This is a genomic window from Micromonospora sp. NPDC005194 (assembly GCF_040608335.1).
In the GTDB taxonomy this organism is placed as follows: domain Bacteria; phylum Actinomycetota; class Actinomycetes; order Mycobacteriales; family Micromonosporaceae; genus Micromonospora.
In genome coordinates this window covers 1-25,368 of the sequence record NZ_JBEXIA010000054.1, presented here as the reverse complement: position 1 = coordinate 25,368, position 25,368 = coordinate 1, and the positions used below count along the sequence as shown (strand labels likewise).

At 72.0% G+C, this 25,368-nt stretch carries 29 protein-coding genes and 1 pseudogene; 13 read left to right on the top strand and 17 right to left on the bottom strand.

Translation table 11 applies throughout. From position 1 onward, the window contains the following. Window positions 1-7 precede the first annotated feature (7 nt). From ABZU53_RS29700 to ABZU53_RS29680, 5 genes are all read right to left on the bottom strand, one after another. Window positions 8-415 carry a hotdog domain-containing protein gene (locus ABZU53_RS29700; protein WP_355068854.1) on the bottom strand — a complete coding sequence of 136 codons (408 nt, stop codon included), beginning with the start codon at window positions 413-415 and terminating at the stop codon, window positions 8-10. Beyond that, window positions 412-1,161 (bottom strand): OAM dimerization domain-containing protein, encoded by a 750-nt coding sequence (locus ABZU53_RS29695; RefSeq protein ID WP_355068852.1) that lies wholly within the window; start codon window positions 1,159-1,161, stop codon window positions 412-414. Before ABZU53_RS29695 ends, ABZU53_RS29700 begins: the two co-directional genes overlap by 4 nt. Before the next feature lie 65 nt (window positions 1,162-1,226). After that, a complete protein-coding gene (locus ABZU53_RS29690) occupies window positions 1,227-2,789 on the bottom strand; it encodes a lysine 5,6-aminomutase subunit alpha (RefSeq protein ID WP_355068851.1) in 1,563 nt (520 codons plus the stop codon). Then, complete coding sequence (locus ABZU53_RS29685) at window positions 2,786-4,351, bottom strand: amidohydrolase (RefSeq protein WP_355068849.1); 1,566 nt, start codon at window positions 4,349-4,351, stop codon at window positions 2,786-2,788. Before ABZU53_RS29685 ends, ABZU53_RS29690 begins: the two co-directional genes overlap by 4 nt. Window positions 4,352-4,355: 4 nt before the next feature. After that, the gene (locus ABZU53_RS29680) at window positions 4,356-5,405 is read right to left on the bottom strand and encodes a zinc-binding alcohol dehydrogenase (protein ID WP_355068862.1); all 1,050 of its coding nucleotides are present in this window, start codon (window positions 5,403-5,405) and stop codon (window positions 4,356-4,358) included. 124 nt (window positions 5,406-5,529) lie between these two features. Between ABZU53_RS29680 and ABZU53_RS29675 the strand changes: the two genes are divergently transcribed. Beyond that, entirely contained in the window at window positions 5,530-6,942 is a 1,413-nt protein-coding gene (locus ABZU53_RS29675) for a lysine 2,3-aminomutase (protein ID WP_355068847.1), read from the top strand. A gap of 25 nt (window positions 6,943-6,967) precedes the next feature. Here ABZU53_RS29675 and ABZU53_RS29670 read toward each other — a convergent pair whose 3' ends face one another. The 3 genes from ABZU53_RS29670 to ABZU53_RS29660 all read right to left on the bottom strand — a co-directional run bounded on the left by ABZU53_RS29670 (window position 6,968) and on the right by ABZU53_RS29660 (window position 8,665). Beyond that, window positions 6,968-7,777, bottom strand: coding sequence for a polysaccharide deacetylase family protein (locus tag ABZU53_RS29670; RefSeq protein WP_355068845.1), 810 nt, complete (start codon window positions 7,775-7,777; stop codon window positions 6,968-6,970). A 277-nt stretch (window positions 7,778-8,054) separates the two neighbouring features. Then, window positions 8,055-8,396, bottom strand: coding sequence for a YnfA family protein (locus tag ABZU53_RS29665; RefSeq protein WP_354862189.1), 342 nt, complete (start codon window positions 8,394-8,396; stop codon window positions 8,055-8,057). A gap of 74 nt (window positions 8,397-8,470) precedes the next feature. Then, complete coding sequence (locus ABZU53_RS29660) at window positions 8,471-8,665, bottom strand: CsbD family protein (RefSeq protein ID WP_354862191.1); 195 nt, start codon at window positions 8,663-8,665, stop codon at window positions 8,471-8,473. A gap of 156 nt (window positions 8,666-8,821) precedes the next feature. Between ABZU53_RS29660 and ABZU53_RS29655 the strand changes: the two genes are divergently transcribed. Further along, on the top strand, window positions 8,822-9,433 hold the full coding sequence (locus tag ABZU53_RS29655) for a histidine phosphatase family protein (protein WP_354862192.1): 612 nt from the start codon (window positions 8,822-8,824) through the stop codon (window positions 9,431-9,433). Here the strand turns inward: ABZU53_RS29655 and ABZU53_RS29650 are convergent. From ABZU53_RS29650 to ABZU53_RS29640, 3 genes are all read right to left on the bottom strand, one after another. Next, complete coding sequence (locus tag ABZU53_RS29650) at window positions 9,363-9,869, bottom strand: Lrp/AsnC family transcriptional regulator (protein ID WP_007460055.1); 507 nt, start codon at window positions 9,867-9,869, stop codon at window positions 9,363-9,365. The genes ABZU53_RS29655 and ABZU53_RS29650 overlap by 71 nt on opposite strands. A 63-nt stretch (window positions 9,870-9,932) precedes the next feature. Next, complete coding sequence (locus ABZU53_RS29645; protein ID WP_355068843.1) at window positions 9,933-11,075, bottom strand: acyl-CoA dehydrogenase family protein; 1,143 nt, start codon at window positions 11,073-11,075, stop codon at window positions 9,933-9,935. Beyond that, window positions 11,072-12,181 (bottom strand): Xaa-Pro peptidase family protein, encoded by a 1,110-nt coding sequence (locus tag ABZU53_RS29640; RefSeq protein ID WP_355068841.1) that lies wholly within the window; start codon window positions 12,179-12,181, stop codon window positions 11,072-11,074. Before ABZU53_RS29640 ends, ABZU53_RS29645 begins: the two co-directional genes overlap by 4 nt. Before the next feature lie 204 nt (window positions 12,182-12,385). On the opposite strand from ABZU53_RS29640, the gene ABZU53_RS29635 reads away from it, so the two are divergent. Continuing rightward, window positions 12,386-13,756: a glycosyl hydrolase family 18 protein gene (locus ABZU53_RS29635; protein WP_355068839.1), complete on the top strand. Its 1,371-nt coding sequence runs from the start codon at window positions 12,386-12,388 to the stop codon at window positions 13,754-13,756. A gap of 40 nt (window positions 13,757-13,796) precedes the next feature. Here the strand turns inward: ABZU53_RS29635 and ABZU53_RS29630 are convergent, their stop codons facing one another. Continuing rightward, a complete protein-coding gene (locus ABZU53_RS29630) occupies window positions 13,797-14,684 on the bottom strand; it encodes a winged helix-turn-helix transcriptional regulator (RefSeq protein WP_355068837.1) in 888 nt (295 codons plus the stop codon). A gap of 113 nt (window positions 14,685-14,797) precedes the next feature. On the opposite strand from ABZU53_RS29630, the gene ABZU53_RS29625 reads away from it, so the two are divergent. Next, window positions 14,798-16,066, top strand: coding sequence for an MFS transporter (locus ABZU53_RS29625; RefSeq protein ID WP_355068835.1), 1,269 nt, complete (start codon window positions 14,798-14,800; stop codon window positions 16,064-16,066). On the opposite strand, the gene ABZU53_RS29620 is transcribed toward ABZU53_RS29625, so the two are convergent. Together ABZU53_RS29620 and ABZU53_RS29615 are read right to left on the bottom strand one after the other, a co-directional pair. Next, window positions 16,050-16,619, bottom strand: a complete 570-nt coding sequence (locus ABZU53_RS29620) for a DUF4037 domain-containing protein (protein WP_355068833.1) — start codon at window positions 16,617-16,619, stop codon at window positions 16,050-16,052. The two genes, ABZU53_RS29625 and ABZU53_RS29620, sit on opposite strands and share 17 nt — an antisense overlap. Next, window positions 16,570-16,920, bottom strand: coding sequence for a hypothetical protein (locus ABZU53_RS29615; protein ID WP_355068831.1), 351 nt, complete (start codon window positions 16,918-16,920; stop codon window positions 16,570-16,572). Before ABZU53_RS29615 ends, ABZU53_RS29620 begins: the two co-directional genes overlap by 50 nt. A gap of 121 nt (window positions 16,921-17,041) precedes the next feature. Here ABZU53_RS29615 and ABZU53_RS29610 point away from each other — a divergent pair, with 121 nt between their 5' ends. Both ABZU53_RS29610 and ABZU53_RS29605 read left to right on the top strand, forming a co-directional pair. Beyond that, window positions 17,042-17,269: a hypothetical protein gene (locus ABZU53_RS29610; protein WP_355068830.1), complete on the top strand. Its 228-nt coding sequence runs from the start codon at window positions 17,042-17,044 to the stop codon at window positions 17,267-17,269. A gap of 59 nt (window positions 17,270-17,328) precedes the next feature. Continuing rightward, a complete protein-coding gene (locus ABZU53_RS29605) occupies window positions 17,329-18,255 on the top strand; it encodes a 5'-3' exonuclease (RefSeq protein WP_354862081.1) in 927 nt (308 codons plus the stop codon). Window positions 18,256-18,337: 82 nt separating this feature from the next. Here ABZU53_RS29605 and ABZU53_RS29600 read toward each other — a convergent pair whose 3' ends face one another. Continuing rightward, window positions 18,338-19,054 carry an isocitrate lyase/phosphoenolpyruvate mutase family protein gene (locus ABZU53_RS29600; RefSeq protein ID WP_354862079.1) on the bottom strand — a complete coding sequence of 239 codons (717 nt, stop codon included), beginning with the start codon at window positions 19,052-19,054 and terminating at the stop codon, window positions 18,338-18,340. 190 nt (window positions 19,055-19,244) lie between these two features. Here ABZU53_RS29600 and ABZU53_RS29595 point away from each other — a divergent pair, with 190 nt between their 5' ends. From ABZU53_RS29595 to ABZU53_RS29585, 3 genes are read left to right on the top strand one after another with little or no spacing between them, the layout of a single operon-like run. Further along, entirely contained in the window at window positions 19,245-19,703 is a 459-nt protein-coding gene (locus ABZU53_RS29595; RefSeq protein WP_354862077.1) for an SRPBCC domain-containing protein, read from the top strand. Further along, window positions 19,700-20,050, top strand: a complete 351-nt coding sequence (locus ABZU53_RS29590) for a metalloregulator ArsR/SmtB family transcription factor (RefSeq protein ID WP_354862075.1) — start codon at window positions 19,700-19,702, stop codon at window positions 20,048-20,050. The genes ABZU53_RS29595 and ABZU53_RS29590 overlap by 4 nt, the downstream gene beginning before the upstream one ends. A 1-nt stretch (window position 20,051) precedes the next feature. Beyond that, window positions 20,052-20,495, top strand: coding sequence for an SRPBCC domain-containing protein (locus ABZU53_RS29585; protein ID WP_355068828.1), 444 nt, complete (start codon window positions 20,052-20,054; stop codon window positions 20,493-20,495). Window positions 20,496-20,504: 9 nt separating this feature from the next. Here the strand turns inward: ABZU53_RS29585 and ABZU53_RS29580 are convergent, their stop codons facing one another. Beyond that, the gene (locus ABZU53_RS29580) at window positions 20,505-20,795 is read right to left on the bottom strand and encodes a GNAT family N-acetyltransferase (protein WP_355068826.1); all 291 of its coding nucleotides are present in this window, start codon (window positions 20,793-20,795) and stop codon (window positions 20,505-20,507) included. A 97-nt stretch (window positions 20,796-20,892) separates the two neighbouring features. Then, window positions 20,893-21,162 carry a GlsB/YeaQ/YmgE family stress response membrane protein gene (locus ABZU53_RS29575; protein ID WP_354862070.1) on the bottom strand — a complete coding sequence of 90 codons (270 nt, stop codon included), beginning with the start codon at window positions 21,160-21,162 and terminating at the stop codon, window positions 20,893-20,895. 305 nt (window positions 21,163-21,467) lie between these two features. On the opposite strand from ABZU53_RS29575, the pseudogene ABZU53_RS29570 reads away from it, so the two are divergent. The 4 genes and pseudogenes from ABZU53_RS29570 to ABZU53_RS29555 form a co-directional block, all read left to right on the top strand. Next, window positions 21,468-21,674, top strand: a pseudogene (locus ABZU53_RS29570) (DUF1223 domain-containing protein); the annotation flags it as partial. A gap of 7 nt (window positions 21,675-21,681) precedes the next feature. Then, on the top strand, window positions 21,682-22,218 hold the full coding sequence (locus ABZU53_RS29565) for a DUF1223 domain-containing protein (RefSeq protein WP_355068860.1): 537 nt from the start codon (window positions 21,682-21,684) through the stop codon (window positions 22,216-22,218). Window positions 22,219-22,306: 88 nt separating this feature from the next. Further along, entirely contained in the window at window positions 22,307-22,690 is a 384-nt protein-coding gene (locus tag ABZU53_RS29560) for a hypothetical protein (protein WP_355068824.1), read from the top strand. A gap of 188 nt (window positions 22,691-22,878) precedes the next feature. Beyond that, entirely contained in the window at window positions 22,879-25,308 is a 2,430-nt protein-coding gene (locus tag ABZU53_RS29555; protein WP_355068822.1) for a glycosyl hydrolase, read from the top strand. Window positions 25,309-25,368: the final 60 nt, after the last annotated feature.

Genomic DNA, 25,368 nt, shown 5'->3' with positions numbered 1-25,368 from the left:
CCCCGGCTCACTCCTCGCGACTCACTGATGCGGCGGGTACGACCACGGTGCCGGTCGCCGTGACCGCGACGATCGGCGGGTCCAGAACCTCGGCGGCGGACGCCGAGCGGTCCGGGCGACCCCGACACACCACCGTGCAGCTCAACTCCAGGGTGCGGCTGCGACTGCCCACCCGGGACACCTGGGCGGTCACCTCCACCACGTCACCGGCGCGGATCGGCGCGGTGAACCGCACGTCGGAGTACCCGGCGAACAGGCCCTCGTCGCCGTCCGTGCGGATACACACCTCCGTGGCGACGTCGCCGAACAACCCGAGGGCGTACGCCCCGTCGACGAGGTTGCCGGCGTAGTGGGCGTGCGCGTACGGCACGTACCGCCGGTGCGTCACCGTCAACCCGAGCCTGGTGTCGGTCATGCCATCGCCTTCCGCTGCGTGATCAGGGCGTGCACGAGGTAGCTGGCCACCTCGCCGGGCGTGGTCCCCCGACCGAAGATCCGGTCCACGCCCAACTCGTCGGTCATCGACTCGTCGAACCGGGGGCCGCCGACGATCAACAGGGGCCGCTTACCCGCCGGCATGGCCTCCCGGAACGCCGCCGACATCTCCCGCGTGTTGTGCAGGTGCGCGTCGCGTTGGGTGACGACCTGCGACACGAGCACCGCGTCGGCCTTCTCCACCCGGGCGGCCTCCACCAGCTCCGGCACGCTGACCTGCGCGCCCATGTTGGTGACCTTCAACTCCCGGTAGTACTCCAGGCCCTTCTCGCCCGCGATGCCCTTGACGTTGAGGATCGCGTCGATGCCCACGGTGTGCGCGTCGGTGCCGATGCACGCCCCGACCACCGACAGCTTGCGGCGCAGCCGCTGCTTGACGACGGTGTTGACCTCCTTGGCCGACAGCAGCGGGAAGTCCCGTTCCACCACCTGCACCGCGTCGACGTCGACGAGGTGGTTGACCCGCCCGTACACGACGAAGAACGTGAATCCGTCACCCATCGGCTTGGCGTGCACCACCATCGCCGGGTCGATGCCCATCTTGTTGGCCAGCTGCACCGCCGCGCCCTCGGCCCGCTTGTCGTGGGCCACCGGCAGGGTGAACGACACCTGCACCATCCCGTCGCCGGTGGTGTCCCCGTACGGACGCACGATCTGCTTACTCACGCCGTCGCTTCGCGACGGCGCGAGCGCGTGGCTGCTGTGCTGGCCGGTTCTCTCGCTGCGCTCGCTCACGACGCCGCCGCCTCCAGGATGTCGGTGGCCGGGTTGCAGTAGTCGGCCTCGTGCGCGGCGACCCCGTCCAGACCCTTGCCGCGGTCCGCCGGCCGCTTCATGATGCCGAACGTGCCCTCCGCGATCGCGGTGAGCAGCGTCTGCTCCCCGATGCGCTCCAGCAGATCGAGAGCCTCACCGAGGACCTGGTTGGCGCGGCGGCGGATGAAGCCGCCCGCCGCCGGCACGAAGTCCTCGTGCAACCCACCGGCGGCGCCCAGCACGTAGCGCACGTTCTGCAGGGCGATGTCGCGGTCCGACAGCCACGGCGTCACCACCGCCTCGGTCATCATCCCCACCAGCAGGATGCCCTGACCGGTCAGCGCGCCCGCCAGGTTGAAGAACCCGTCGAGCAGGTTGCCCCGGAACACGTCACCGGTCATGTGCTTGGTCGGCGGCATCCACTTCAACGGCGCGTCCGGGAACAACTCCCGCGCCAGCAACGCGTGCGCCAACTCCAACCGGAACGACTCCGGCACCTCCGGGTTGATCTCGAACGCGTGCCCCAGGCCCAACTGCCAGTCCGCCAGGCCCGCCTCGTGCGCGAAGAACTCGTTGAGCAGCTGCGACACCGTCACCGTGTGCGCCTCGTCGACCGCGTCGGCGGTGGTCAGGTAGTTGTCCTCACCGGTGTTGATGATGATCCCGGCGCGGGCGTGCACCTGCCGGGAGAACCGCTGGTCGACGAACGTACGGACCGGGTTGATGTCGCGGAACAGGATCCCGTACATCGAGTCGTTGAGCATCATGTCGAGCCGTTCCAACCCGGCCAGGATCGCCATCTCCGGCATGCACAACCCCGACGCGTAGTTCGTCAGCCGCACGTAGCGGCCCAGCTCCTTCGACGACTCGTCCAGCGCCGCGCGCATCAACCGGAAATTCTCCTGCGTGGCGTACGTGCCGGCGAAGCCCTCCCGGGTCGCGCCCTCGGGCACGTAGTCCAGCAACGACTGCCCCGTCGAGCGGATCACCGCGATGACGTCCGCACCGGCGCGTGCAGCCGCCTGCGCCTGCGGAATGTCCTCGTAGATGTCGCCCGTCGCCACGATCAGGTAGATCCACGGCCGCTGCTTCGGGTCCCCGTGCCGCTTGACGAGGCGCTCGCGCTCCGCGCGCCGCCGGTCGATCCGCCGGATACCCGCGCCGACCGCCTTGCGGGCCGCCGACCGGGCCGCCGTCGCCGACCGACCGCTGGGCAGCGCGAACCGCACCGACCCGGCGGCGGCCTTCTGCGCCAGCAACGTCACATCCGTGATCCCCTCGCGAGCGAGGGCGTCGAACACCGGCACCGCCACCCCGTGCCCCAATCCCACGTCCGCGGCGACCGCGTCCACGAGCCGGTTCACCCACGGAATGCCGTCCGGGTCGGCGCCGCTCACCCCGGCCAGCCGCAGCACCGCCCGCTCCACCGACACCGTCGTGTGGCTGCGGGCCAGGTCGACCACCGGCTGCCCGGCCCGCCGCGCCAACTCCCGCGCCCGCGCCACCAACACCGGATCAAGGTCAAGTTTCCCGGTCACGACGACCCTTCCTCATAGATGACCTCACCACGCAGCACCAGCCGCCGGCACACCGGCAGCGGCGTCGGATCGTCCGGACCCCGCACCTCCGGGTCCTCGGCCACCAGCACCGGCAGACCCCGTTCCACCCCCGCCGGCGTCGACCACACCGCGAACGTCGCCGGCGCACCCAGCGCCAGCACACCCTCGACGTCCAGGTGCACCGCCCGCCACCCACCGCGGGTGTGCGCCGCGAACGCCGAACGCACACTCATCCGCTGCGCCGGGTTGTGGTGCGCCGCCGCCGCCCGCACCGACCCCCACGGGTCCAGCGGCGTCACCGGCGAATCCGACCCGAACGCCAACGCCACCCCCACCGAGTGCATCGCACCCATCGGGTTCGACTCCAACGACCGGTCCAACCCCAACCGCGCCTCGTACATCCGGCCCGCCCCACCCCACAACCGGTCGAACGCCGGCTGCATGCTCGCCACGATCCCGTACTCCACGAACCGCGCGATCATCCGCTTGTTCATGATCTCCGCGTGCTCGATGCGGTGCCGGGCCGCGCGCAGCCGCTCCACACCCAGCGTCGTCGCCGCCGCCGCGAACCCGTCGAGCACCGTGCCGATCGCCGCGTCCCCGATCGCGTGAAACCCGCCCTGCAGGCCCTGCGCCGCACAGTCCAGCAAGTGATCACGCACCTGCTCGGCGCTGAGATACCCGTGCCCGCAGCCGTCACCGTCGCCGTACGGCTGCGACACGTGCGCCGTGCGCGACCCCAACGCCCCGTCCGCGAACAGGTCACCCCCGGCGCCCACCGCGCCCAACTCCCGGGCCCGCGCCGCGCCACCCAGCTCACCCCAGTACCCGTACACCTCCGGCACCCCCGCCCCGGAGATGCCCAGCAGGCCGGTGAAGTCCTCCTCGTCGGAGATCTCCGGACCGCCGCACTCGTGCACCGCCGCGATGCCCAACGACGCCGCGTGCGCGAGCGCCACCCGCTGCGCGGCGACCCGCTGCGCCCGCGTCACCGACCCCTGCGCCGCCGCCCGCACCACATGGTGGGCGTCGCGCCGCAACCAGCCCGACGCGTCGTACCCGGCCGCCTGCGCCGCCTGCGGACACGCCGCCAGCAACGCCGACGACACCAACGCCGAATGGATCGACGCCTGCGACAGGTACACCCGCCGGCCACCGGCCGCCCGGTCCAACGCCGCCGCGTCCGGCAACGTCGCGTCCGACCAGCCGGACTCGTCCCAGCCGTGCCCCAGCACCACCGCGTCCGCCGGCAACCCCGCCGCAAACCCGGCCACCGCGTCGAGCAACTGCCCCGCCGAGCGCACCCCGGACAACTCCAGCCCGGACAGCGCCAACCCGGTGTCGGTGGCGTGCACGTGCGCGTCCACGAACGCCGGCGTCACCAGCGCCCCGTCCAGGTCCACCACCCGGTCGGCCGGCGGCGCGTCACCGTCGGTGCCCAACCAGGCAATCCGCCCACCGGACACCAACAGCGCGGTCGCGCTCGGGTCGGCGGGGCAGTGCAGCACGCCGCCGCGGTACAACGTCGAGGGGTTCGTCATGACCTCAGTCTGCCGCGATCCGCGCCGCGAACAGCCGACGCACCCCCGGCTCGGCGCGCAACAGCCCCAACGCCAACTCCGCGTGCCCCGGCACGTACCCGTTGCCCACCAACATCGTCACGTCCGCCGCCAACCCCTCCGCGCCCAACGCGGCCGCGGAGAAGCTCGTCGCCATCGAGAAGAAGATCACCGTGCCGCCGTCCGCGGTGGAAAGCACCGCCCCGTGCTCACAGCCCGGCACGTCCACGCACACCACAGTCACGTCCGCCGGAGCGCCCAGCGCGGTGGTCACCGCCATGGACAACCCCACCGGGTCGCGCGCGTCGGCCAACGCCACCACCGACGCCAGCCCGGCGTCCGTCAGCGCGTCCCGCTCCGCCGCCACCGGAACCACCCCGACGGTACGCGCGGCGCCCGCACGTCGCGCAGCCGCCAGAGACAGCGACCCGCTCTTGCCGGCCCCACCGATCACCGCGACCCGCACCGGCGTCGGATCACCGCTACGCCGACGCTCCTCGCCGTAGCGCGACACCACCCGGGCGGTCAGCGCGGGCGCCCCGCACACGTCCAGCACGGCCAGGGACAACTGCGGATCCTCGTCGTCGGGCAGCACCGCCGCGATGGACCGCGCGAACAGGATCGCCCACCCGTCACACGGCACCTGCTCGCTGCGGCCGTCCCAGCGCGCCAACCCGTCGGTGATCACCAGGGGCGTCAACGTCAACGACACCAGCGTGGCGACCCGCTCACCCGCCTTGAGCCCCAGCGGGGACCGCCGACCGGCCTCCTCGACAGTGCCGATCAGCATCCCGCCGGAGCCGGTCACCGGGTTCTGCATCTTCCCCCGTGCGGAAATGATCTCCAGCACCTCGGCGCGCACGGCAGCCCCGTCGCCGCCGTGCTTCTCCGACAGCTGCCGGAAACTCGCCGCGTCCAGGTTCAGCCGCTCCACCCGGATCCGCACCTCGTTCGGCGCGATCGCCGCGGACGCGTCCAGCCGCCAGGCCGCCTGCGGCAGCACCCCCGCCGGTTCCACGACGCGGTGCAGTCCCACCGGTGACGTCACGCCGACCTCCCCTGTCCGGCCGCTCGAAGCCCCGGTCAAGGCTCGCGTAGCGGGAAAACTTACGGCAGACTAGTTTCTGTACCGAATATTTTCCAGTAGCCTTCGAGCTTCGATGATCCACCGAGGAGGGGCCGTGACCCAGACCATCCCGCAACCCCGTCACGCCCCGGTCGCCGTACCGACCGCCGGGCAGCCGTACGAATACCACCGCCGCCCCCTGGTCGAACCCGACTGGACCCGCTTCCCCGGCTGGCGCACCGTCACCCGCGACCAGTGGGAATCCGCCCAGTGGCAACGCGTCAACTGCGTCAAGAACATCAAGCAGCTCCGCGCCGTCTTCGGCGACCTCGTCGACGACAGCTTCTACACCGACCTCGAGGCCGACCAGAAGGCCCTGGCCACCATGTCCATGCTGGTGCCGCCACAAATGATCAACACGATGGTGCCGTTCGCGCCGCTGACCACCGAGGCGCTGCTCGCCGACCCCATCCGCCGCTACATGATCCCGGTCGCCTCCGACCGACGCACCGACTGGCCCTCACACCCCTACGCCAGCCGCGACAGCCTGCACGAGCACGACATGTGGGTCGCCGAAGGTCTCACCCACCGCTACCCCACCAAGGTCCTCGCCGAGCTGCTCTCCACCTGCCCCCAGTACTGCGGCCACTGCACCCGCATGGACCTGGTCGGCAACTCCACCCCCGCCGTCGACAAGCTCAAACTCACCCTCAAGCCCGTCGACCGCTACGACGCCCACATCGCCTACCTCAAGGCCCACCCCGGCGTACGCGACGTAGTCGTCTCCGGCGGCGACGTGGCCAACGTCCCGTGGCGCAACCTCGAGTCGTACCTCATGCGCCTGCTGGAACTGGAGACGGTCCGCGACATCCGGCTCGCCACCAAGGCCCTCATGGGCCTGCCCCAGCACTGGCTGCAGCCCGACGTCGTCGAGGGCCTGGAGCGCGTCGCCCGCACCGCCGCCCGCCGCGGCGTCAACCTCGCCATCCACACCCACGTCAACCACGCCCAGTCGCTCACCCCACTGGTCGCCAAGGCCGCCCAGACCGCCCTCGACGTCGGCGTCCGCGACGTCCGCAACCAGGGCGTCCTCATGCGCGGCGTCAACGCCACCACCCCGGAACTGCTCGACCTCTGCTTCGCCCTGCAGGGCGAAGCCGGGATCCTGCCGTACTACTTCTACATGTGCGACATGATCCCCAACGCCGAACACTGGCGCGTCCCGGTCTGGCACGCCCAGCAGCTCCAGCACGACATCATGGGCTACCTGCCCGGCTACGCCACCCCACGGATCGTCTGCGACGTGCCCTTCGTCGGCAAGCGCTGGGTGCACATGCTCACCGACTACGACCGTGAGCGCGGCATCTCCTACTGGACCAAGAACTACCGCACCTCCATCGAGTCCGCCGACCTGGAGGCGCTCAACAAGCGCTACGCCTACTACGACCCGATCGACACCCTGCCCGAGGGCGGCCAGCAGTGGTGGAACGACCACCGCGACGACTGACGCACCGTAGGTGCTGGCCGCCGACTCACCCGGCGGCCAGCACCTCGGACAGCGGGGCCGGCACCAGCCCCCGCTCGGCCAGCCCGGCCAGGATGTGCGGCAACGCCTCATCGGTCATCGCCGCGTTCGCCTCGGTCACATGCATGATCACCACCGACCCGGGGCGGGCGTGGTCCACCACCGCCCGCACCAACGGCTTCCACGCGGTCGCGAACGGATCGCCGCTGACCACGTCCCCGTCGACGACCGTCACGCCGAGCGGAGCCAGCGCGTCCAGCGCCGCCGCGTCGTGACAGAGCCCCGGAAAACGGAAGTACCGGGTCTGCCGACCCCCGTACGGTTCGATCACCTCGAACGTCTTCGCCACGTCGCCGCGCAACTCGTTCACCGGCTTCGTGGGCAGGTCGTAGCAGTGACCGGTGAACGCCGCGTGCCCGTACGTGTGGTTGGCCAACTCGAAGCGCGGATTACCCGCGATCCGCCGCGTCACGTCCGGATACCGCTGCACCCACTTGCCGGTCAGGAAGAACGTGGCCGGGACCCGCTCCCGTTCCAGCAGGTCGAGGATGCGCAGGTTGGCGTACGACTTCACCCGACCGGCACGCAGGTTGCCCAACATCGCGTCGGTCATGTCCGCGTCGAAGGTCAACGCGACCTTGTTACCGGTCCGCGGCCCGTGGTCCACCACCAGCGCCCTGGTCCCGGTCGGCGTCGCGCCCGGCACCGAGGCAACCGCCGGCGCAGACGGGACACCGGCCGACGAGGCGACGGACGGCGTGGATGGGCTCGACGAGGCGGCCGAGCCGACGAAGACCGGCTGGTCCGCGGGCGGCACCCGGGACGCTTCACATCCGGCACTGCCGAGGACGGCCGCCACGACCACGACGCCAAGAAACGGGCGAAGCCCAGCTCGGATCACGCCGCAGATCATCGCAGACGCGAAAGCACCTCACTGTCCCCCGCATGCGCCCCACGAGGGCTCGTGGGGGCACGTCTCAGGCCCGCTTGGGCGGTGCCGCTCCGGTAAGCGACATACCTCAGAGGTATGAATATGACTCTGAGGTATGTCGCCTTCCAGGGACACACCGCCCGCGAGGTCACCCGCGCGCGGGTCAGGCGGAACCCCCACGCGGGGCGTACATGATGACCGCGACGCCGAGCAGGCACAGGGCCGCGCCGGTCAGGTCCCAGCGGTCCGGGCGGAAACCGTCCACCACCATCGCCCAGCCCAACGAACCCGCCACGAACACCCCGCCGTACGCGGCCAGGATGCGGCCGAAGTTGGCGTCCGGCTGGAACGTGGCCACGAAGCCGTAACAGCCCAACGCGACCACGCCGGCGGCGATCCACCACAGGCCGCGCTGCTCCCGCCAACCCTGCCAGACCAGCCACGCGCCACCGATCTCGGCCAGGGCGGCCAGCACGAACAACACCAGGGAACGGAGCACAGTCACGCCGCCGACCCTAACGGCCCACACGCGTCGGGTCCCCGGGCAGCACCTGCCCGGGGACCCGACGACCGCTCAGGTCACTTGTTGAAAGCGTCCTTGATCTTGCTGCCGGCATCCTTCGTGTTCTGCCCGGCCTGCTTGGCGCGCGCGTCACCCTGCTGGCTCGCGCCCGCACCACGCATCGACTCGTTGTCGGTCATATCGCCGACGCGCTCCCTCGCGGCGCCGGCCATCTGCTCAACCTTGTTCTTTGCCTTCTCGGTGAAGCTCATCGCGCCTCCTCGGTCTGGCGGTTGTCGAGGCTCGGTTGCCCGGTTTCCCGGTGCCGAAACCGGTGGTGCCGGTCGGCACACCCTGTAAGGCATCCTAGGAAGATAGGTTGAGAGAGGGCGGCACTGGCCGCCCCGGCGCGATGGTTAACTGGCCGCATGGGAGAGCTCCTGCTGATCCGGCACGGCGAGACCACCTGGAGCGCCAGCCTGCGGCACACCTCGTACACCGATCTGGAGCTGACCCCCGACGGCGAGCGACAGGCCCGCACCCTCGCCGCGTTCCTGGCCGGCCGGCGCTTCGTCACCGTCCTGGCCAGTCCCCGCTCCCGGGCGCTGCGCACCGCGCAGCTGGCCGGGCTCACCGTCGACCACGTCGACGAGGACCTCAGCGAGTGGAACTACGGCGAATACGAGGGCCGCACCACCGTCGACATCCACGACGACGACCCGCACTGGAACATCTGGACCGACGGCTGCCCCGGCGGGGAGTCACCCGCCCAGGTGGGTGACCGGCTCGACCGGGTACTGGCCCGCGTCACCCCGCTGCTCGACCGGGGCACCGTGGCACTGGTCGGCCACGCGCACAGCCTGCGGGTGCTCGGCGCCCGCTGGATCGGGCTGCCCCCGTCCGCCGGCGGACGGCTGCGCCTGGACACCGCCACGGTCAGCGCCCTGGGTCACGAGCACGGCCGGCAGGTCATCCTGCGGTGGAACCAGCCGGCTCCTCCGGCGCCCGGGACCGCGACCGACTCGGTGCCCCGGCACTGATCTTCGGCGGGCGGTTCTCGTACGGCGTGGACAGCACCACAGTCGTCCGGGTCGTCACGTTCGCCGAGGTGCGGATCTCCTGCAGCACCCGCTCCAGGTCCGCCGGGCTGGCCACCCGCACCAGCAGCAGGTAGAAGTCCTCCCCCGCCACCGAATAGCACGAGTCGATCTCCGGCAGGTGGGCCAGCCGCTCCGGCGCGTCGTCCGGCTGCGACGGGTCGAACGGGCGGATCGCCACGAACGCGGTCAACGGCAGGTCCAGCGCCTCGAACGACACCCGGGCGGCGTACCCCTTGAGCACCCCGCGCTGCTCCAGCCGGCGCACCCGCTGGTGCACGGCGGACACCGACAGCCCCACCTTCTCGGCCAGGTCGGTGTACGACAGACGGCCGTCAGCGGTCAGCGCGGCGACGATGGCGCGGTCGATCTCCTCCACGGCGAGCAACCTACCGGGAAATCGGCGCGACGGCGACGACGAACGCCGCGCTGGGCCGCCGGCTCAGCTCTTGGCGAGCGCCCGGGAGATCACCAACCGCTGGATCTGGTTGGTGCCCTCCACGATCTGCAGCACCTTCGCCTCGCGCATGTACCGCTCGACCGGGTGGTCGGCCACGTAGCCGGCGCCGCCGAGCACCTGCACGGCGTCGGTGGTCACCCGCATCGCCATGTCGGTGGCGAAGAGCTTCGCCTTCGCCGCCTCGATCGAGTACGGACGCCCGGCGTCGCGCAGCCGGGCCGCCGCCAGGGTCAGCGCGCGGGCGGCGGAGATCTGGGTGGCCGCGTCGGCGAGCAGGAAGCCGAGGCCCTGGAAGTCGATGATGGACCGGCCGAACTGCTGTCGCTCCCGGGCGTAGCCGACCGCGTAGTCGAGCGCGGCCTGGGCCAGCCCGACCGCGCAGGCGGCGATGCCCAGTCGACCCGAGTCCAGCGCGGACATCGCGATGGTGAAGCCCGCCCCCTCGCCGCCGACCAGCCGGTCGGCCGGCACCCGCGCCTCCTCGAACGCGATCTGCGCCACCGGCGAGGACCGCAGCCCCATGGTCCGCTCGGCGGCCTGCGGCGCGATGCCGGCGGTGCCCGCGTCGGCGACCAGGCAGGAGATGCCCTTCGGGCCGGGCCCGCCGGTGCGGCAGAAGACGTTGTAGAAGTCGGCCACCTGGGCGTGCGTGATCCACGCCTTGGTGCCGGAGACGACGTACGCGTCGCCGTCGCGGACCGCCCGGGTGCTCAGCGCCGCCGCGTCGGAGCCGCCCTGCGGCTCGGAGAGGCAGTACGCGCCGAGCAGCTCGCCGCCGAGCATGTCGGGCAGGAGCTTGCGCTGCTCGGCGCTGCCGAACGCGGCGACCGGGTAGCAGCTCAGGGTGTGCACGCTGACCGCCTCGGCGACCGCCAGCCACCGGCTGGCCAGGATCTCCAGCACCTGGAGGTACACCTCGTACGGCTGCGCCGCGCCGCCGTGTTCCTCGGCGTAGGGCAGGCCGAGCAGGCCGGCGCGGCCGATGGTGCGCAGCACCTCGCGGGGGAACTCGGCGCGTTCCTCGAAGCTCGCGGCCTTCGGCGCGAGCTCGCGGTCGGCCAGCTCGGTGGCGAGGTCCAGCAGGTCGTGGGCCTCGTCGGTGGGGAGGATCCGGTCGACAGTCATAGCGCGATGAGCTCCGTGGGGGTGGTGTTGAGCCGCTGCACGCCGTCCGTCGTGCAGACGACGATGTCCTCGATGCGGGCGCCGTGCCGGCCCGCGAGGTAGATGCCCGGTTCGATGGAGAACGCCATGCCGGCCTCCAGGGGCCGGTCGTTGCCGGCCACCAGGTAGGGCTCCTCGTGACCGTCCAGGCCGATGCCGTGCCCGGTGCGGTGCAGGAACGCATCGCCGTAACCGGCGGCGGCGATCGGCTCCCGGGCCGCCGCGTCGGCCGCCGCGCCGGTGATCCCGGGACGCACCGCCGCCACCGCCGCACTCTGGGCGGCGTGCAGCACCGCGTAGTAGTCCACGAAGTCGGCCGGCGCCGGCCCGCCCGCCACGTAGGTGCGGGTGCAGTCCGAGCGGTAGCCCGACGGCATCGTGCCGCCGATGTCCACCACCACCGGCTCGCCGGCGCCGATCGGCCGATCCGAGGTGCCGTGGTGCGGGCTGGCCCCGTTCGGGCCGGCGGCCACGATGACGAAGTCGACAGTGGCGTGCCCGGCGTCGCGGATCGCCGCCGCGATGTCGGCCGCCACCTCGGCCTCGGTGCGGCCGGGGCGCAGCCACTGGCCCATCCGCAGGTGCACCTCGTCGATGGCCGCGCCCGCCTCGGCGAGCGCCGCGACCTCCGCCGGGGACTTGCGGATCCGCAGCTCGCGCAGCACCTCGCCGGCGAGCCGCTGCGCGGCGCCGGGCAGCGCTGCGCGTAGGGCGAGGACCTGCTCGGCCCACATCCGGTCGGCGAGCCCGACGGCCGACGGCGGGCCGTCGAGGGCGGCGACGACCAGGGGGTACGGGTCGACGCCGTCGGGGTGGTCGACGATGCGGACGCCGGTGTTCGGTGCCGCCTCCGCGGCCGGACGCTCCAGCCGGGGCACGATGAGCGTGGGCGCACCCTCGGCGGGCAGCACCAGGCAGGTCAGCCGCTCCCCCACGTGGGCGTCGTACCCGGTCAGGTAGCGCAGGTCGGAGCCGGGCGTGAGCAGCAGCGCGTCCAGGCCGGCCGCGGCGGTGGCGCGCTGCGCGGCGAGCAGCCGGTTCGGCGGGTACAACTCATCGGTTCCCACCCCGTGAGCTTAACGGTCGTTTGGGCATCCCCAGAACCCCGCATCCGCCCGGGCGAGGAAATCCATCGGCGTTGATTGACGCGGACAGTTAACACTCTTTAAGATTTGGCTGCCTCGAGGCCACCCGTTTCTGCGTACCGCATTTCCCGCCCGCGACAACCCTGCGTGGGCGGGCGTCGTCCCCCGCCCACGGGAAGGCCCCCGATGTCCTCACCACTGCGCCGCGCCCGCACCGCCGGCCTGCTCGCCCTGGCCACCGCCGCCGCCACCGTCACCCTCGTCCCCACCGCCGCGCAGGCCGTGGTGCTGCCGAACAACTTCAAGAGCGTCGGCTACATGCCCTCGTGGGCTGGCAACGTCAACACCATCCAGTACAACAAGCTCACCCACATCAACTACGCGTTCGTGCTGCCCAACAACGACGGCAGCCTGCGCGCCGTGGAGAACCCGAGCAAACTCTCCTCGCTGGTCTCCCAGGCGCACGCCAACAACGTCAAGGTCTCGATCGCCGTCGGCGGCTGGAACGACGGCAACGACTCGGCCTTCGAGGCCCTCGCGGCCAACTCCGGCAGCCGGACCGCCTTCGTCAACAACCTGGTCAACTTCGTCAACCAGTACAACCTCGACGGCGTCGACATCGACTGGGAGTACCCGGACCCGGGCGCCTCGGCGAACAACTACAGCCAGCTCATGACCCAGCTCGGCAGCGCCATGCACAGCCGCGGCAAGCTGCTCACCGCGGCCGTCGTCTCCGAGGGCTACTACCTCGACGGCGTGCCGACGGCCGTGTTCGGCCAGGTCGACTGGCTCAACATCATGGCGTACGACGGCGGCAGCCCGCACTCCAACTACGACTGGTCGATCAACAGCATCAACCTGTGGAAGTCCCGCGGCCTGCCGGCCAGCAAGGCCGTCCTCGGCATCCCGTTCTACAGCCGCCCCGGCTACTACACGTACTCGGCGCTCGTCGCCCTGGACCCGGCCAACGCCAACCGGGACTGCACCACGGCCGGCGGCGCGCAGCAGTGCTACAACGGCGTCCCGACCGTCAAGCGCAAGACGCAGTGGGCGCTGACCAACGCCGGCGGCGTCATGAACTGGGAGCTGTCGCAGGACACCACCGGCTCCACCTCGCTGGTCAGCGCCATGTACGACACCATCATGGGCGGCACCACCCCGCCGCCGTCCGGTCGTACCGGCCAGATCACCGGCCTCGGCGGCAAGTGCGTCGACGTGGCGTCCGCGAGCACCGCCAACGGCACCGCCATCCAGCTCTGGGGCTGCAACGGCACCAACGCGCAGACCTGGACCGTCGCCAGCGACGGCACGCTGCGCGCCCTCGGCAAGTGCGCCGACATCACCAGCGGCTCCACCGCCAACGGCGCCAAGGTGCAGCTGTACGACTGCAACGGCAGCGGCGCCCAGGTCTGGCAGGCGCAGTCCAACGGCACGCTGCGCAACCCGCAGTCCAACAAGTGCCTGGACGTCACCGACAACAGCTCGGCCGACGGCGCCCGGTTGCAGATCTGGGACTGCTTCGCCGGCGCCAACCAGCGCTGGACGCTTCCGGCCTGAACCTGAACCTGACGCTGCGATCCCCGGTCGACGCCCCGCGTCAGCCGGGGATCGTCGCGTGGTCGCGGGCCAGGGCCAGCATCTCGTCGACCGATCCGGCCGGATCGGTGACCGGGAACTGCACCGCCCGCACCACCGACGTCGGGTCGACGAGCATCGTCAGTCGCTTGAACCGGGTCACCCCGCCGGCGGAGAAGACCGGCAGCAGCAGCCCCGCGGCGAGCCGACCGTCCTGATCGGACAGCAACGGAAACGGCAGCCCCGCGTACGCGGCGAACTCGGCGAGCTGGTCCGGCCGCTGGGTGCTGATCCCGCGCACCCGCACCCCGGCCGCCTCGAAGGCCGGGTGCCGGTCGGCGTACGTGGTCGATTCGAGGGTGCAGCCCCGGGCGCCGGGGATCTCCGCCCAGCCCGGCGGGTAGCCGTGCGTCCCCGGCGCGTACGCCCCGGGGAAGAGGTAGTGGACGCTCCAGACGTCCGGCGCGGTCAACGCGACCGGCCGGCCGTCGGCGCCGGGCAGGGCGACCTCCGGCAGCCGTCGGCCCACCAGCGCGTGTGCCCGTCGGGCCTCGGCCGAGGCGTCGTCGGCGGTCGCGGTCAGCTCTCCGTCACCCATCAGGTGCCTCGTTCCCCAGTCCTGCAGGGCGATCAACACCGGCAGCAGGCCCTCGCCCTTCGTGGTCAGCAGATAGTCGTGCCGGGGCGGGTGCGCCGAGTACGGGCGGCGTTCCAGCACGCCGTGCTCGACCAGGGCGGCGAGGCGTTCGGTAAGCGCCCGCCGACTGACGCCCAGTTCGCGCTGGAGCGCGTCGAAGCGGGTCGTGCCGCCGGCGACGTCGCGCACGATGAGGAACGTCCACCAGTCCCCCAGCACGCCGAGCGCCTGCGCGATGCCGCAGTCCGCGTCCGCGAGATCCTCTCGTCGCACCCGCTTCCTCCCTTCGCCCGACACGACTATAGTCCGTTCCAGATTGGAACGGACTATCCCCGGCACGCACTGACACCGGGAACGCATCGGCGCGACGGACGGGGGCCGACGACATGCACGTCGACGAACGAGCCGGTGTGTTCTGGCGCTGGTGGACCGCCGGCACGACCAGTCTGGTCGGGTCGGCGGTCGGCGCGGTGGCCCTGCCGCTGACCGCGCTCACCGTCCTGGACGCCTCCGCGTGGCAGATGGGTCTGATCGCCGCGGCCAGCTACGTCGCCTGGATCGTGATCGGCCTGCCCGCCGGTGTGATCGTGCAGCGCCTACCGCTGCGCGGCACCCAGGTCGGCGCGGACCTGGCCCGCGCCCTCGCCGTCGCCTCGATCCCGCTGGCCTGGTGGTGGGGGCAGCTCACCGTGACCCACCTGGTGGTCACCGCGCTCGTCGTCAGCTTCGCCAACGTGGTGTTCGACGTGGCCAACTCGACCTTCCTGCCCAGCATCGTCGAGCGCGAGCAGTTGCAGTCGCGCAACAGCCTCACCTCGGCCACCCACGCCGCGACCCTGCTCAGCGGCCCATCACTCGGTGGGCTCGCCGTGCAGGCGCTCGGCGCGGTGCCCACCCTGCTCGTCGACTCGGCCAGCTACCTCGTCTCGGCGGCTCTGCTGCGTACCCTGCCCGCGCGCCGCGTCGACGCACCCGAGCAGTGGCCGCCGGTCGGTGAGCTGATCCGCGAGGGCTGGCGCTACGTCGCGTACCACCCGGTCATGGGCCCGTGCATGTGGGCCGCGACGGCCATGAACTTCGTCTGCGGCGCGCAGTTCGCGCTGCACCCGCTCTACCTGGTCCGCGACCTGCACGCGCCGGCCGGCCTGGTCGGCGTCCTGCTCGCCGTCGAGGGTGTCGGCGCGCTGGTCGGGGCTGCCCTCACCACGTGGATCACCACCCGGCTCGGCAGCGCCCGCGCGCTGGTCGCCGCCGGGTTCACGACGGTCGCCGGAGCGTTCCTGATCCCCGGTGGCACCGGTTGGCCGGCTTACGTCGCCTTCGCCGCCGGCAGCATCGTCTTCTCTCTCGGCACGGTCGTGCTCAGCGTGACCACCCGGACGTACCGGCAGATCGCCAGCCCACCCGAACTCCTCTCCCGGGTGATGGCGACCGTGCGGTTCGTCTCCTGGGGCGCCATCCCGGTCGGCGGGCTGGTCGCCGGCGGGCTCGCCGGCCCGCTCGGCGCCCGCGCCACCCTGTTCGTCTTCGCGGCGACCCTGATCTGCGCGCCCCTGGTGCTGCTGCTCTCCCCCGTCCGGCGCCTGCGCGACCTCACCGACCACGACCGCGACCGCGACCAGGGCCGGCGTCCGGCCGTCACCATTGGTCGGTGACCGCCGCACCCGACCACAGGCCGTCGGCCACCCGGCGAGCCCGGGTCGCGTCGCTGAGCACATCGACGCTGTGCACGTACTGGTCGACCGCGCCCAGCAGCGGTCGGTCGCGCAGCGTCGGGTCGGTCACCGCTGCGCGTAGTGCGGCGGCGACGCGCTCGGCACGCAGCACCAGGAATGGCCGGCGGTGAAACGGCCCGGCCCGGGCGCGTACCGGTGCCGCCAGACCGGTCTCGTCGGTCCACCGGGCCATGGTCTCCAGCGCCTCGACGAGACAGGCCTGGCGCCGGGTCCAGTCGCCCGGGCCGGTCGCCTCGGCCAGCGCCGCGACCGCCGGGGCCGCGCCGGGCAGCCTGCCGAAGGCCGTGCCGAGCCATTTGTCGTACGGCGGCCAGCGTCGACGCAGCAGCAGACCGAGCCGGAGCACGTCACGGGCGATGCCCCCGGTGACGACCCGGCAGCCCACCTCGTCGCCGACCTCCGCGCACCGGCCGGGCAGGTGCTCAGCCTGTGCGATCCGCGTCCACACCGCGGCCAGGACGTACCGCCACACGTCCGGCGGATACCACCGCAGCGCCGCCCGTCGAGCCAGCCGAGGAACTCCGTCGGCAGGTCGGGTCCAGCACGGCGCGCATCCGCGGGATCGCGGCGACGTCGGCCAGCCCGACGAACACCTGCACGCGCGGGCCCCAGTCGTGGTCGGTGGACCGGGCCGTGTCCAGGCCGAGCACCTCAGAGCCACCGTCGAGCAGCCCCGCCGCGTACCGCAGGTCGGGGAGACGACCGCGCAGAATCGGCGCGACCACCTCGTCGTGGTACCGGCGGGCCAGCACCAGGCCGGGAAGAAACGCCACACCGGCAGTCTGCGCCGTTCCAGGGCCTGCCCGCACTGTGGTTTTCCGGGTAGGACCGGGGCGGGGGCCATAGCCTGGGATCGGGACGCCCGCATGGGTGGCACCGACCGGGAGGGCCGACGTGGCAGCGAACGACGCGAACCGGGCGGCGACCCGCCGTCGCTGGCAACTGTGGGCCGGGGTCCTCGCGCTCGTCGGACTGGTCCTGCTGGTCATCGGGCTCACCGTGGCCGACGGCGTCGCCGCCTGGGTCGAGGTGCTGGTCGCGATCCTGCTGCTGGTGACCAGCTACGTCGTGCAGCACCTCGCCCGCCGCGACACCGTCTACCGGCACGACGAGCAGCGCTGACGCCGCCGGGCGGCCGGGCGTACCGCTGATCGTCGCAGGGCTGTGCCAGGCTGTCGGGCGTGGCACACCGATCCCCGATCCTGCTGATCGACGCACCCAGCCTCTACTTCCGGGCCTACTTCGGCATCCCGGAGTCCGCCGCGCGCGCCGAGGACGGCACGCCCGTCAACGCGGTGCGCGGCTTCCTCGACATGCTCGCCACGCTCATCCGGGGTCGGGGCGCCGACCGGATGGTGTGCGCTCTGGACTACGACTGGCGGCCGGCGTGGCGGGTCGAGCTGCTGCCGTCGTACAAGGCGCACCGGGTGGCCCCGCAGGGCGGTGAGGTCGTGCCTGACACGCTCTCCCCGCAGGTGCCGATGATCCTGGAGGTCCTCGACGCGGTCGGCATCACCGCCGTCGGCGCGACCGGTTACGAGGCCGACGACGTGCTCGGCACGCTGTCGGTGACCCAGCCGGGCCCGGTCGAGGTGGTCTCCGGCGACCGGGACCTGTTCCAGCTCATCGACGACTCCCGGGACGTGCGGCTGCTCTACGTCGGGCGCGGCGTGGCCAAGCTCGACGACTGCGACGACGCGGCGGTGCGCGCCCGCTACGGGGTGCCCGCCGACCGGTACGCCGACTTCGCCGCCCTGCGCGGCGACCCCAGCGACGGACTGCCCGGGGTGCCGGGCGTCGGCGAGAAGACCGCCGCGCGACTGATCGAGCGGTACGGCAGCATCGACGGCATCCTGGCCGCGCTGGACGACTCCGACTCGTCCTTCGCGCCGGGCCTGCGCACCAAGCTGGCCGCCGCCCGCGACTACCTGGCCGTCGCGCCGACGGTGGTCCGGGTCGCCCTGGACGTGGCCCTGCCGGAGCTGCCCACCGCGCTGCCGACCGCCCCCGCCGACCCGGAGCGGCTGCTCGAGCTGGCCGGCCGGTGGAACCTGGCCGGCTCCGCCCGCCGCCTCGTGGACGCCCTGGCCGCCCGCGCCGACGCCTGACCGGGCGGCGCCCTTCACCGAGGCGCGCCGCCCGCACCCGCGGCACCGGCCGCCGCTGAGGACGCGCCGGTCGGCCGGTGCCTCACGCGCGCAGGTTGGCCGCCAGGTCACCGATCGCGGCCATCGCGTAGCGCTGCATTCCCGGGCCGAACGTGATGCGCGTGGCGCCGTGTCGGGCCAGCTCGGTCACGGACTCCCGGTTCGGCGCGGCGGCCATGTTGATCGGGCCGGTGATGCCCTCGCGCAGCACCGCAAGGACCTCAATCGGCGCCCGCAGCGGGTACACGCAGTCGACGCCCGCCGCCACGTACAGCTTCGCGCGGGCGACGGCGTCGGCCGGGTCACCCGAGCCGAACAGGAACGTGTCGACGCGCGCGTTGATGACGAGCGCGTCGCCTGCCGCCGCCCGCACCTCGGCCAGCCAGTCCGCGTGCCGCTGCGGATCCTTGAGCGTGGCGTGCCCCTCGGAGTCCTCCAGGTTGCAGCCGACGACGCCCGCCTCCAGCAGCCGCTCGACCAGCTCGGCGGGGGCGAGCCCGTAGCCGTCCTCCACGTCCGCGGACACCGGAACGGAGACGGCCCGGACGACCCTCGCCACCGCGGCGAACATCTCGGCGGGCGGGGTGGCGCCGTCCTCGTAGCCGAGGGAGGCGGCGACCCCGGCGCTCGGCGTGGCGAGCGCTTCGAAGCCGGCGTCGGCGAACACCCGGGCGCTGCCCGCGTCCCAGGCATTCGGCAGGACGAGCGGGTCGCCGGCGGGGCGGTCGTGGTGCAGGGCACGGAAGGTGGCGGCTGTCATCGTTCAGGTCTCCCGACGGGATGTGGAGGGACGATGGCGAGGGCAGGGCGACTGCCCACCATGGACCGTACCGTCATCGCCCGTTCCAGGCGTCGTGCCGCACCCGGGGCCAATACGCAACCATCGGTTGCGCGAGGCGCCCCGAGCGTTGTAACCTGACGCAACCAAAGGTTGCGAAAGGGTGGTACGCATGGAGTACGGAGTCATCGAACGCGACATCGACGTCAACGCCTCGCCGGAGGTGGTCTTCGAGGTGATCAGCCAACCCGAGCACGTGCGGGAGTGGTGGCCCGACGACGCCCGGTTCGAACCGGTCGAGGGCGCTCCCGGCGAGTTGGTGTGGCGCGACGCGCAGACCGGCGAGACGACGACCGTCGACCTCGCCGTCGTGGACGTCGACCCGCCGAAGCGGTTCTCCTTCCGGTGGTCCTTCACCGAGCCCGACCGGGGCGGGCAGTCGCTGCTGGTCACCTTCGACCTCGTCCCGATCGCGACGGGGACCCGCGTCCGCATGACGGAGACCGGTTTTCGCGAGATGGGCTGGGAGATCGCCCTGCTCGAGAAGCAGTACCAGGATCACGTCAGCGGGTGGAACCACTACATCCCCGCGCTCGGCACGTACGTCGCACGGCTGGTCGCCACGTCATGAGCACGGTCGTCGACGACGCCCTGTGGTCGGCGATCGGCGACCCGATCCGGCGCAGCATGATCGACCTGTTGCTCGCCGGCGGGCCCGGCACCGCCACGTCGCTGAGCGAGCGACTGCCCGTCACCCGCCAGGCCGTCTCGAAGCACCTGGCCGTCCTGGACCGGGTCGGCCTGATCCACTCCGCGCCGGCCGGTCGTGAGCGTCACTACCAGGTCGACGAGGCGCAGCTCGCGCGTGCGGTCGCCCAACTGACCGCCGTCGGCGCCACCTGGGATGCCCGACTCCGCCGGATCAAGCGGATCGCCGAGACGATCGAACGTCACCGTACCGACAACCAGGGAGAATGAGATGGTCGACATCCTGCACCGGGTCGGCGTCGTCGCCCCGCTCGACGACGTCTACCGCGCGGTGGCCACCCCGGAGGGCCTCGCCGCCTGGTGGACGACCGACACGGTCGGCAAGAGCGAGGTCGGCGGGCAGTTGGCCTTCCGGTTCGGCGACGCCGGGGGCTTCGACATGGAGGTCCTGGAGCTGGACCCCACCGGCCACGTCCGCTGGCGGGTCACCGACGGCCCCGAGGAATGGGTCGGCACCGAGATCGACTGGCGCCTCGACCAGCGAGGCGACTACACCATCGTCCTGTTCAGCCACGAGGGCTGGCGCGAGCCGGGCGAGTTCATGCACCACTGCGGCACCAAGTGGGCGACGTTCCTGATGAGCCTCAAGGAGCTGGTGGAAACCGGGCGGGGCAGGCCGGCGCCGGACGACGTCCAGATCAGCGACTGGCACTGAGCCCGGCCGCTACTTCACCTTCCGGGTGGACCGCACCACGATGTCCTCGTACTCCGGGTGCTTGACCAGCCAATCGGCGAGGAACGGGCAGATCGGCACCACGGTGCGCCTCCTGGCCCGCGCATCGTCCATGACCGCGCGGGCCAGGGTCGACCCGACGCCCCGGCCCTCGTACGCCGGATCGACCTCGGTGTGGGTGTAGGCGATGATGGCGCCGGTCAGCTGGTAGGTGACCACCCCGGCGACCGCGCCCGTCTCGTCGCGCGCCTCGAACCGCTCCCGCGCGGGCACGTCTGTCACGGTGAACTCCACCGAATCATCCAAGCACAGCGCCCGTGGCGACAGGTCGTCGCCACGGGCGCATGAGGGCCGGCGGGCCCGGCGAGGGAGCGGGGCGTCAGGGGCGTCGGCGGCCCAACACAGCGGCGGCGCCGGCCACACCGATCGCGGCGAACACCACCTGCAGGAGCAGTTCGATCCAGTCGATGCCGGCGGTCTCGTCCACGCCGAGCCCACCGGCCACGAGGGTGCCGAGGATCGCGGCGAGCACGCCGATCGCCAGGGTGAGCACGATCGAGATGTTCTGCTTGCCGGGCACCACGAGCCGCCCGAGGGCGCCGATGACCAGGCCGATGATGATCGCGGTGAAGAAGCCCTGGATTTCCACGGGGGCCGTCCCTTCGAAGATGTTGTCGTCAGCGACGCTCTGGTGCCCCGGCTCGGGCACCGTCGAAACCCGTGATCGGCGTACCGGCCAATTTGTCACGCGATTGTCATGAGCGGGCCGGTATGCCGACGCGCGACTGGTCCCGGTCGGAAGTGGCGTCCCCGGGCGCAACGGCGGATCCGGGGGTAGACAGGCACGGACGGGCACTGGACGCCCCCATCCCCCCTCGCGGCCTCGCCGACCAGGCGTTGTCGGTGCGGTAACGGGAATCGCGGAGCCGCCAGCAGGCTCTGGGAGGAGACGCCATGACCACGCCATCGCCGCACGGATCGGACCCCGCCGGTCAGCCGGAACGGCCGACGGAGGGCGGCGGCGTCGCCGTCGTGGAACTGTTCACCTCCCAGGGCTGCAACAGCTGCCCTCCCGCCGAGGAGCTGCTGACCGCGATCGAGCACGACTCCCGGGCGCGGCGCGAGCCCGTCTTCGCCCTGGGTTTCCACGTCGACTACTGGGACCGATCTGGGCTGGCCCGACCAGTTCGCGGACGCGGCGTACACGGCGCGGCAGGAGGCGTACGCCCGTGGCTTCGGCTCGGGGCGTCTCTACACCCCGCAGATGATCGTCAACGGCACCGTGGAGTTCGTCGGCTCCGACCGTGGCCGGGCGGCGAGCGCCGTCGCGTCCGCCCTGATGTCGCCCGCCGCCGCGCCCCTCACCCTGTCCGTTCCGGAGGTCGCCGACGGCGGGCAGCGGATGGTGCTGGGCTACCGCGCGCAGCGGCTGTCGCAGCCCGCCGTGGTGAACGTGGCGCTCGTGCAACGCGGCCTGCACAGCGAGATCGCCCGCGGAGAGAACGCCGGCCGCACGCTGCGGCAGGACAACGTGGTGCGCGCCTTCGCGTCGGTGCCCCTGGACGCCGAGCAGGGACAGGTGGAGCTGGTCACGCCGCCGGATCTCGACCCCGGCCAGTCCACGGTGATCGGCTACGTCCAGCGCGAGGGCGACCGGGCGGTCGTCGGCGCCACGGCCGTCGACCTGTCCGCCACGGCCGGCTGACGTCGTCGGTGGGCGGCCCGCCCGCCACCTGTCGGTCCTGGTGCGTAATCTCGGCGCATGCGGATGGCACGCGCGGTGCGGGGTCTCGGTGGCTGACGCCGACGACGTACGCCGCCTGGCCCTGGCCCTGCCCCACACGGTCGAGATCGAGAGCGAGGGCTTCGACTTCCGGGTGGCCGACAAGGGTTTCGTCTGGTCCTATCCCGAGCGCAGGCCGGGCAAGCCGCGGGTGATCCGGCGCGACATCGCGGTGCTGTTCGTCGGGGACGAGGCCGAGAAGCAGGCTCTCCTGCTCGGCGAGCCCGAGGTCTTCTTCACCACGTCCGGGTACGACGGCCTGCCGCTGGTGATGCTGCACCTGGCGGCCGTCGACGTCGAGCGCCTGAGCGAGCTCGTGACCGACGCGTGGCGGATGCGCGCGCCGGACGCGCTGCACGCCGACCTGGACGGGCTCGGCGTGGCGGACAGCTAGCCACCGCGGCGCGGTGGGCGATCAGTTTGCGACATCAGCACGCAACCGGACTGACACATTGACGGGGATCTCCGGGGTCGATTACCGTGCCGGCTGAGAGAGCGCTCTCTCGATCGACGTTTTCCACAATTCAGACGCTACGCGCCCGAGTCGGCACGGTCCGTACCGGGACGCGCGATGGAGGCACCATGAAACCTCCCGTCCCCCACCGCCGCTGGGCCCTGGCAGCCGCCACCGCCCTGGCCCTGGTCGTCGGTGGCCTCACGATTCCCGTCACCCGTGCCGCCGAGGCCGCGCCCGTGGGCGCCGGCAGCTACACCACCACCCCCGTCGGCGCGCTCCCCACCGGCTGCGGCGCGATGTCCAGCAACCCCCGGCAGTTCGCCACCGCCAACGCCCCCGCCGGTGCCGTACCCACCAACGACTGGTGGTCCTCGCTGCTGTGGAAGCGCACCGACTGCGCCTTCAGCGAGCCCCTGCACGCCCACCCGACCTCCTACGACACGTTCACCGACGGCCTCGGCTTCTCCGCCAACTCCACACCCGCCATCAGCGGCACGGCCACCGGCGTCGGTGAGTACCACTACCCGTACGTGCAGGACATCCGCGTCGGCGTGGCCGGGCTCGCCGCGCCCCAGGTGAAGGTGGACGGCTGGACCGACTGGACGGTCAGCCCCTACTGGAGCGACGGCACCCGCACCCTGCGCGCCACCATCGGCCACGGCCTGCCGTTCGCGTACTTCCAGGCCAGCGGCGGCGACGCGGTGATCGGCACGTCCGGCACCCCCGACGTCTGGTCCACCAACGGCGCCACCATCGGCTTCCGGGTCAACGGTCACGACTACGTGGCGTACGCCCCCAGCGGCGCGACCTGGACCGTCAGCGGTGGCCGCATCTCCTCCACCCTCGCGGGTCGCGGCTACTTCTCGGTGGCCCTGCTGCCCCCGACGGCGAACGCCACCGAACGCGCCGACCTGGCCACCACCTACGGCCGGTACGCGCACGCCCACGTCACCGGCACCCGCGTCTCCTACGCCTACGACCCGTCGACCAACGGCCTGAGCACGACGTACGCGTTCACCACCACCGCCCGGGAGGGCACCGCCACGCAGACCGTGGTCAGCCTCTACCCGCACCAGTGGAAGTCGCTCGCCGGCTCGACGCCGATCACGCCGACCTACCCGTCGGCGCGCGGCCGGATGAAGGTCCTCACCGGCGTCAACCAGTTCCGGACCGCCATGGCGTTCCAGGGAGTCCTGCCCGAACTGCCGGCCGTCGGCGACGGCAGCGGCGCGGACCTGACCACGCTCACCGGCCACCTGGCCGCCGCCCGCGGCAACCCGATGGACCAGCGGGGCAACGACACGTACTGGACCGGCAAGGGGCTCGGCCGGGCCGCCCGGCTCGCCGAGGTCGCCGACCTGGTCAACGACACGGCCACCCGCGACAGCGCGCTGAACGCGATCCGCAGCACCCTCACCGACTGGTTCACCGCGTCCAGCGGCAAGACCCAGCGGCTCTTCTACTACGACGCCAACTGGGGCACCCTGATCGGCTACCCGGCGTCGTACGGCTCCGACCAGGAACTCAACGACCACCACTTCCACTACGGCTACTTCATCGCCGCCGCCGCGACACTGGCCAAGTTCGACCCGTCCTGGGCCGCGAGCAGCCGCTACGGCGGCATGGTGGACCTGCTGATCCGCGACGCCAACAACTACCGCCGCGACGACACCCGCTTTCCCTACCTGCGCGACTTCGACATCTACGCCGGCCACGACTGGGCGTCCGGGCACGGCTCGTTCGGCTCCGGCAACAACCAGGAGTCGTCGTCGGAGGGGATGAACTTCGCCAACGCCCTCATCCAGTGGGGTCAGGTCACCGGCGACACCGCCGTGCGTGACGCCGGCATCTTCCTCTACACGACGCAGGCCGCCGCCATCCAGGAGTACTGGTTCGACGCGAGCGACCAGAACTTCCCCGCCGCCTTCGGGCACTCGACGGTCGGCATGGTCTGGGGCGACGGCGGCGCGTACGCCACCTGGTTCAGCGCCGACCCGGAGATGATCCAGGGCATCAACCTGCTGCCGGTCACCGGCGGGCACCTCTACCTCGGCAACAACCCGGCGTACGTGCGCACCAACTACGCCGAGCTGGTCCGCAACAACGGCGGCCCGCCGACGGTGTGGCAGGACATCCTCTGGCAGTTCCAGGCCCTCGGCGACCCCGACGCGGCCCTGGCGAACCTGCGCGCCAACCCGGGCTACACCCCCGAGGAGGGGGAGAGCCGGGCGCACACGTTCCACTGGATCCGCAACCTGGCGGCACTGGGCACCGTCGACACGACGGTCACCGCCAACCACCCGCTGAGCGCGGTCTTCTCCCGCAACGGGGCACGCACCTACGTGGCGTCGAACCCGACGGCGAACCCGATCACCGTCACGTTCTCCACCGGCACCCGGCTCACCGTGGCCGCCGGTCGGACGGCCACCACCGGGGCGTACACCTGGAGCGGCGGCAACGCCTCCGGCGGCGTACCGCCGAGCACGACCCCACCGACCACCGCGCCGCCCACCACGGCGCCGCCGACGACCGCGCCGCCGACGACCGCGCCATAGCGTAATTCAACACTGATTACATCAATTAACGTTAGTTAAAAACTCTTATGCCGAATAGTG

Bases quoted from the DNA above. Each gene is read 5' to 3' on its own strand.
- ABZU53_RS29585 (WP_355068828.1), top strand. From the start codon at position 20,052: ATGGTCGACATCCTGCACCGGGTCGGCGTCGTCGCCCCGCTCGACGAC.
- ABZU53_RS29645 (WP_355068843.1), bottom strand. From the start codon at position 11,075: ATGACTGTCGACCGGATCCTCCCCACCGACGAGGCCCACGACCTGCTG.
- ABZU53_RS29595 (WP_354862077.1), top strand. From the start codon at position 19,245: ATGGAGTACGGAGTCATCGAACGCGACATCGACGTCAACGCCTCGCCG.
- ABZU53_RS29635 (WP_355068839.1), top strand. From the start codon at position 12,386: ATGTCCTCACCACTGCGCCGCGCCCGCACCGCCGGCCTGCTCGCCCTG.
- ABZU53_RS29660 (WP_354862191.1), bottom strand. From the start codon at position 8,665: ATGAGCTTCACCGAGAAGGCAAAGAACAAGGTTGAGCAGATGGCCGGC.
- ABZU53_RS29625 (WP_355068835.1), top strand. From the start codon at position 14,798: ATGCACGTCGACGAACGAGCCGGTGTGTTCTGGCGCTGGTGGACCGCC.
- ABZU53_RS29600 (WP_354862079.1), bottom strand. From the start codon at position 19,054: ATGACAGCCGCCACCTTCCGTGCCCTGCACCACGACCGCCCCGCCGGC.
- ABZU53_RS29555 (WP_355068822.1), top strand. From the start codon at position 22,879: ATGAAACCTCCCGTCCCCCACCGCCGCTGGGCCCTGGCAGCCGCCACC.
- ABZU53_RS29675 (WP_355068847.1), top strand. From the start codon at position 5,530: ATGATCCACCGAGGAGGGGCCGTGACCCAGACCATCCCGCAACCCCGT.
- ABZU53_RS29685 (WP_355068849.1), bottom strand. From the start codon at position 4,351: ATGACGAACCCCTCGACGTTGTACCGCGGCGGCGTGCTGCACTGCCCC.
- ABZU53_RS29700 (WP_355068854.1), bottom strand. From the start codon at position 415: ATGACCGACACCAGGCTCGGGTTGACGGTGACGCACCGGCGGTACGTG.
- ABZU53_RS29655 (WP_354862192.1), top strand. From the start codon at position 8,822: ATGGGAGAGCTCCTGCTGATCCGGCACGGCGAGACCACCTGGAGCGCC.
- ABZU53_RS29590 (WP_354862075.1), top strand. From the start codon at position 19,700: ATGAGCACGGTCGTCGACGACGCCCTGTGGTCGGCGATCGGCGACCCG.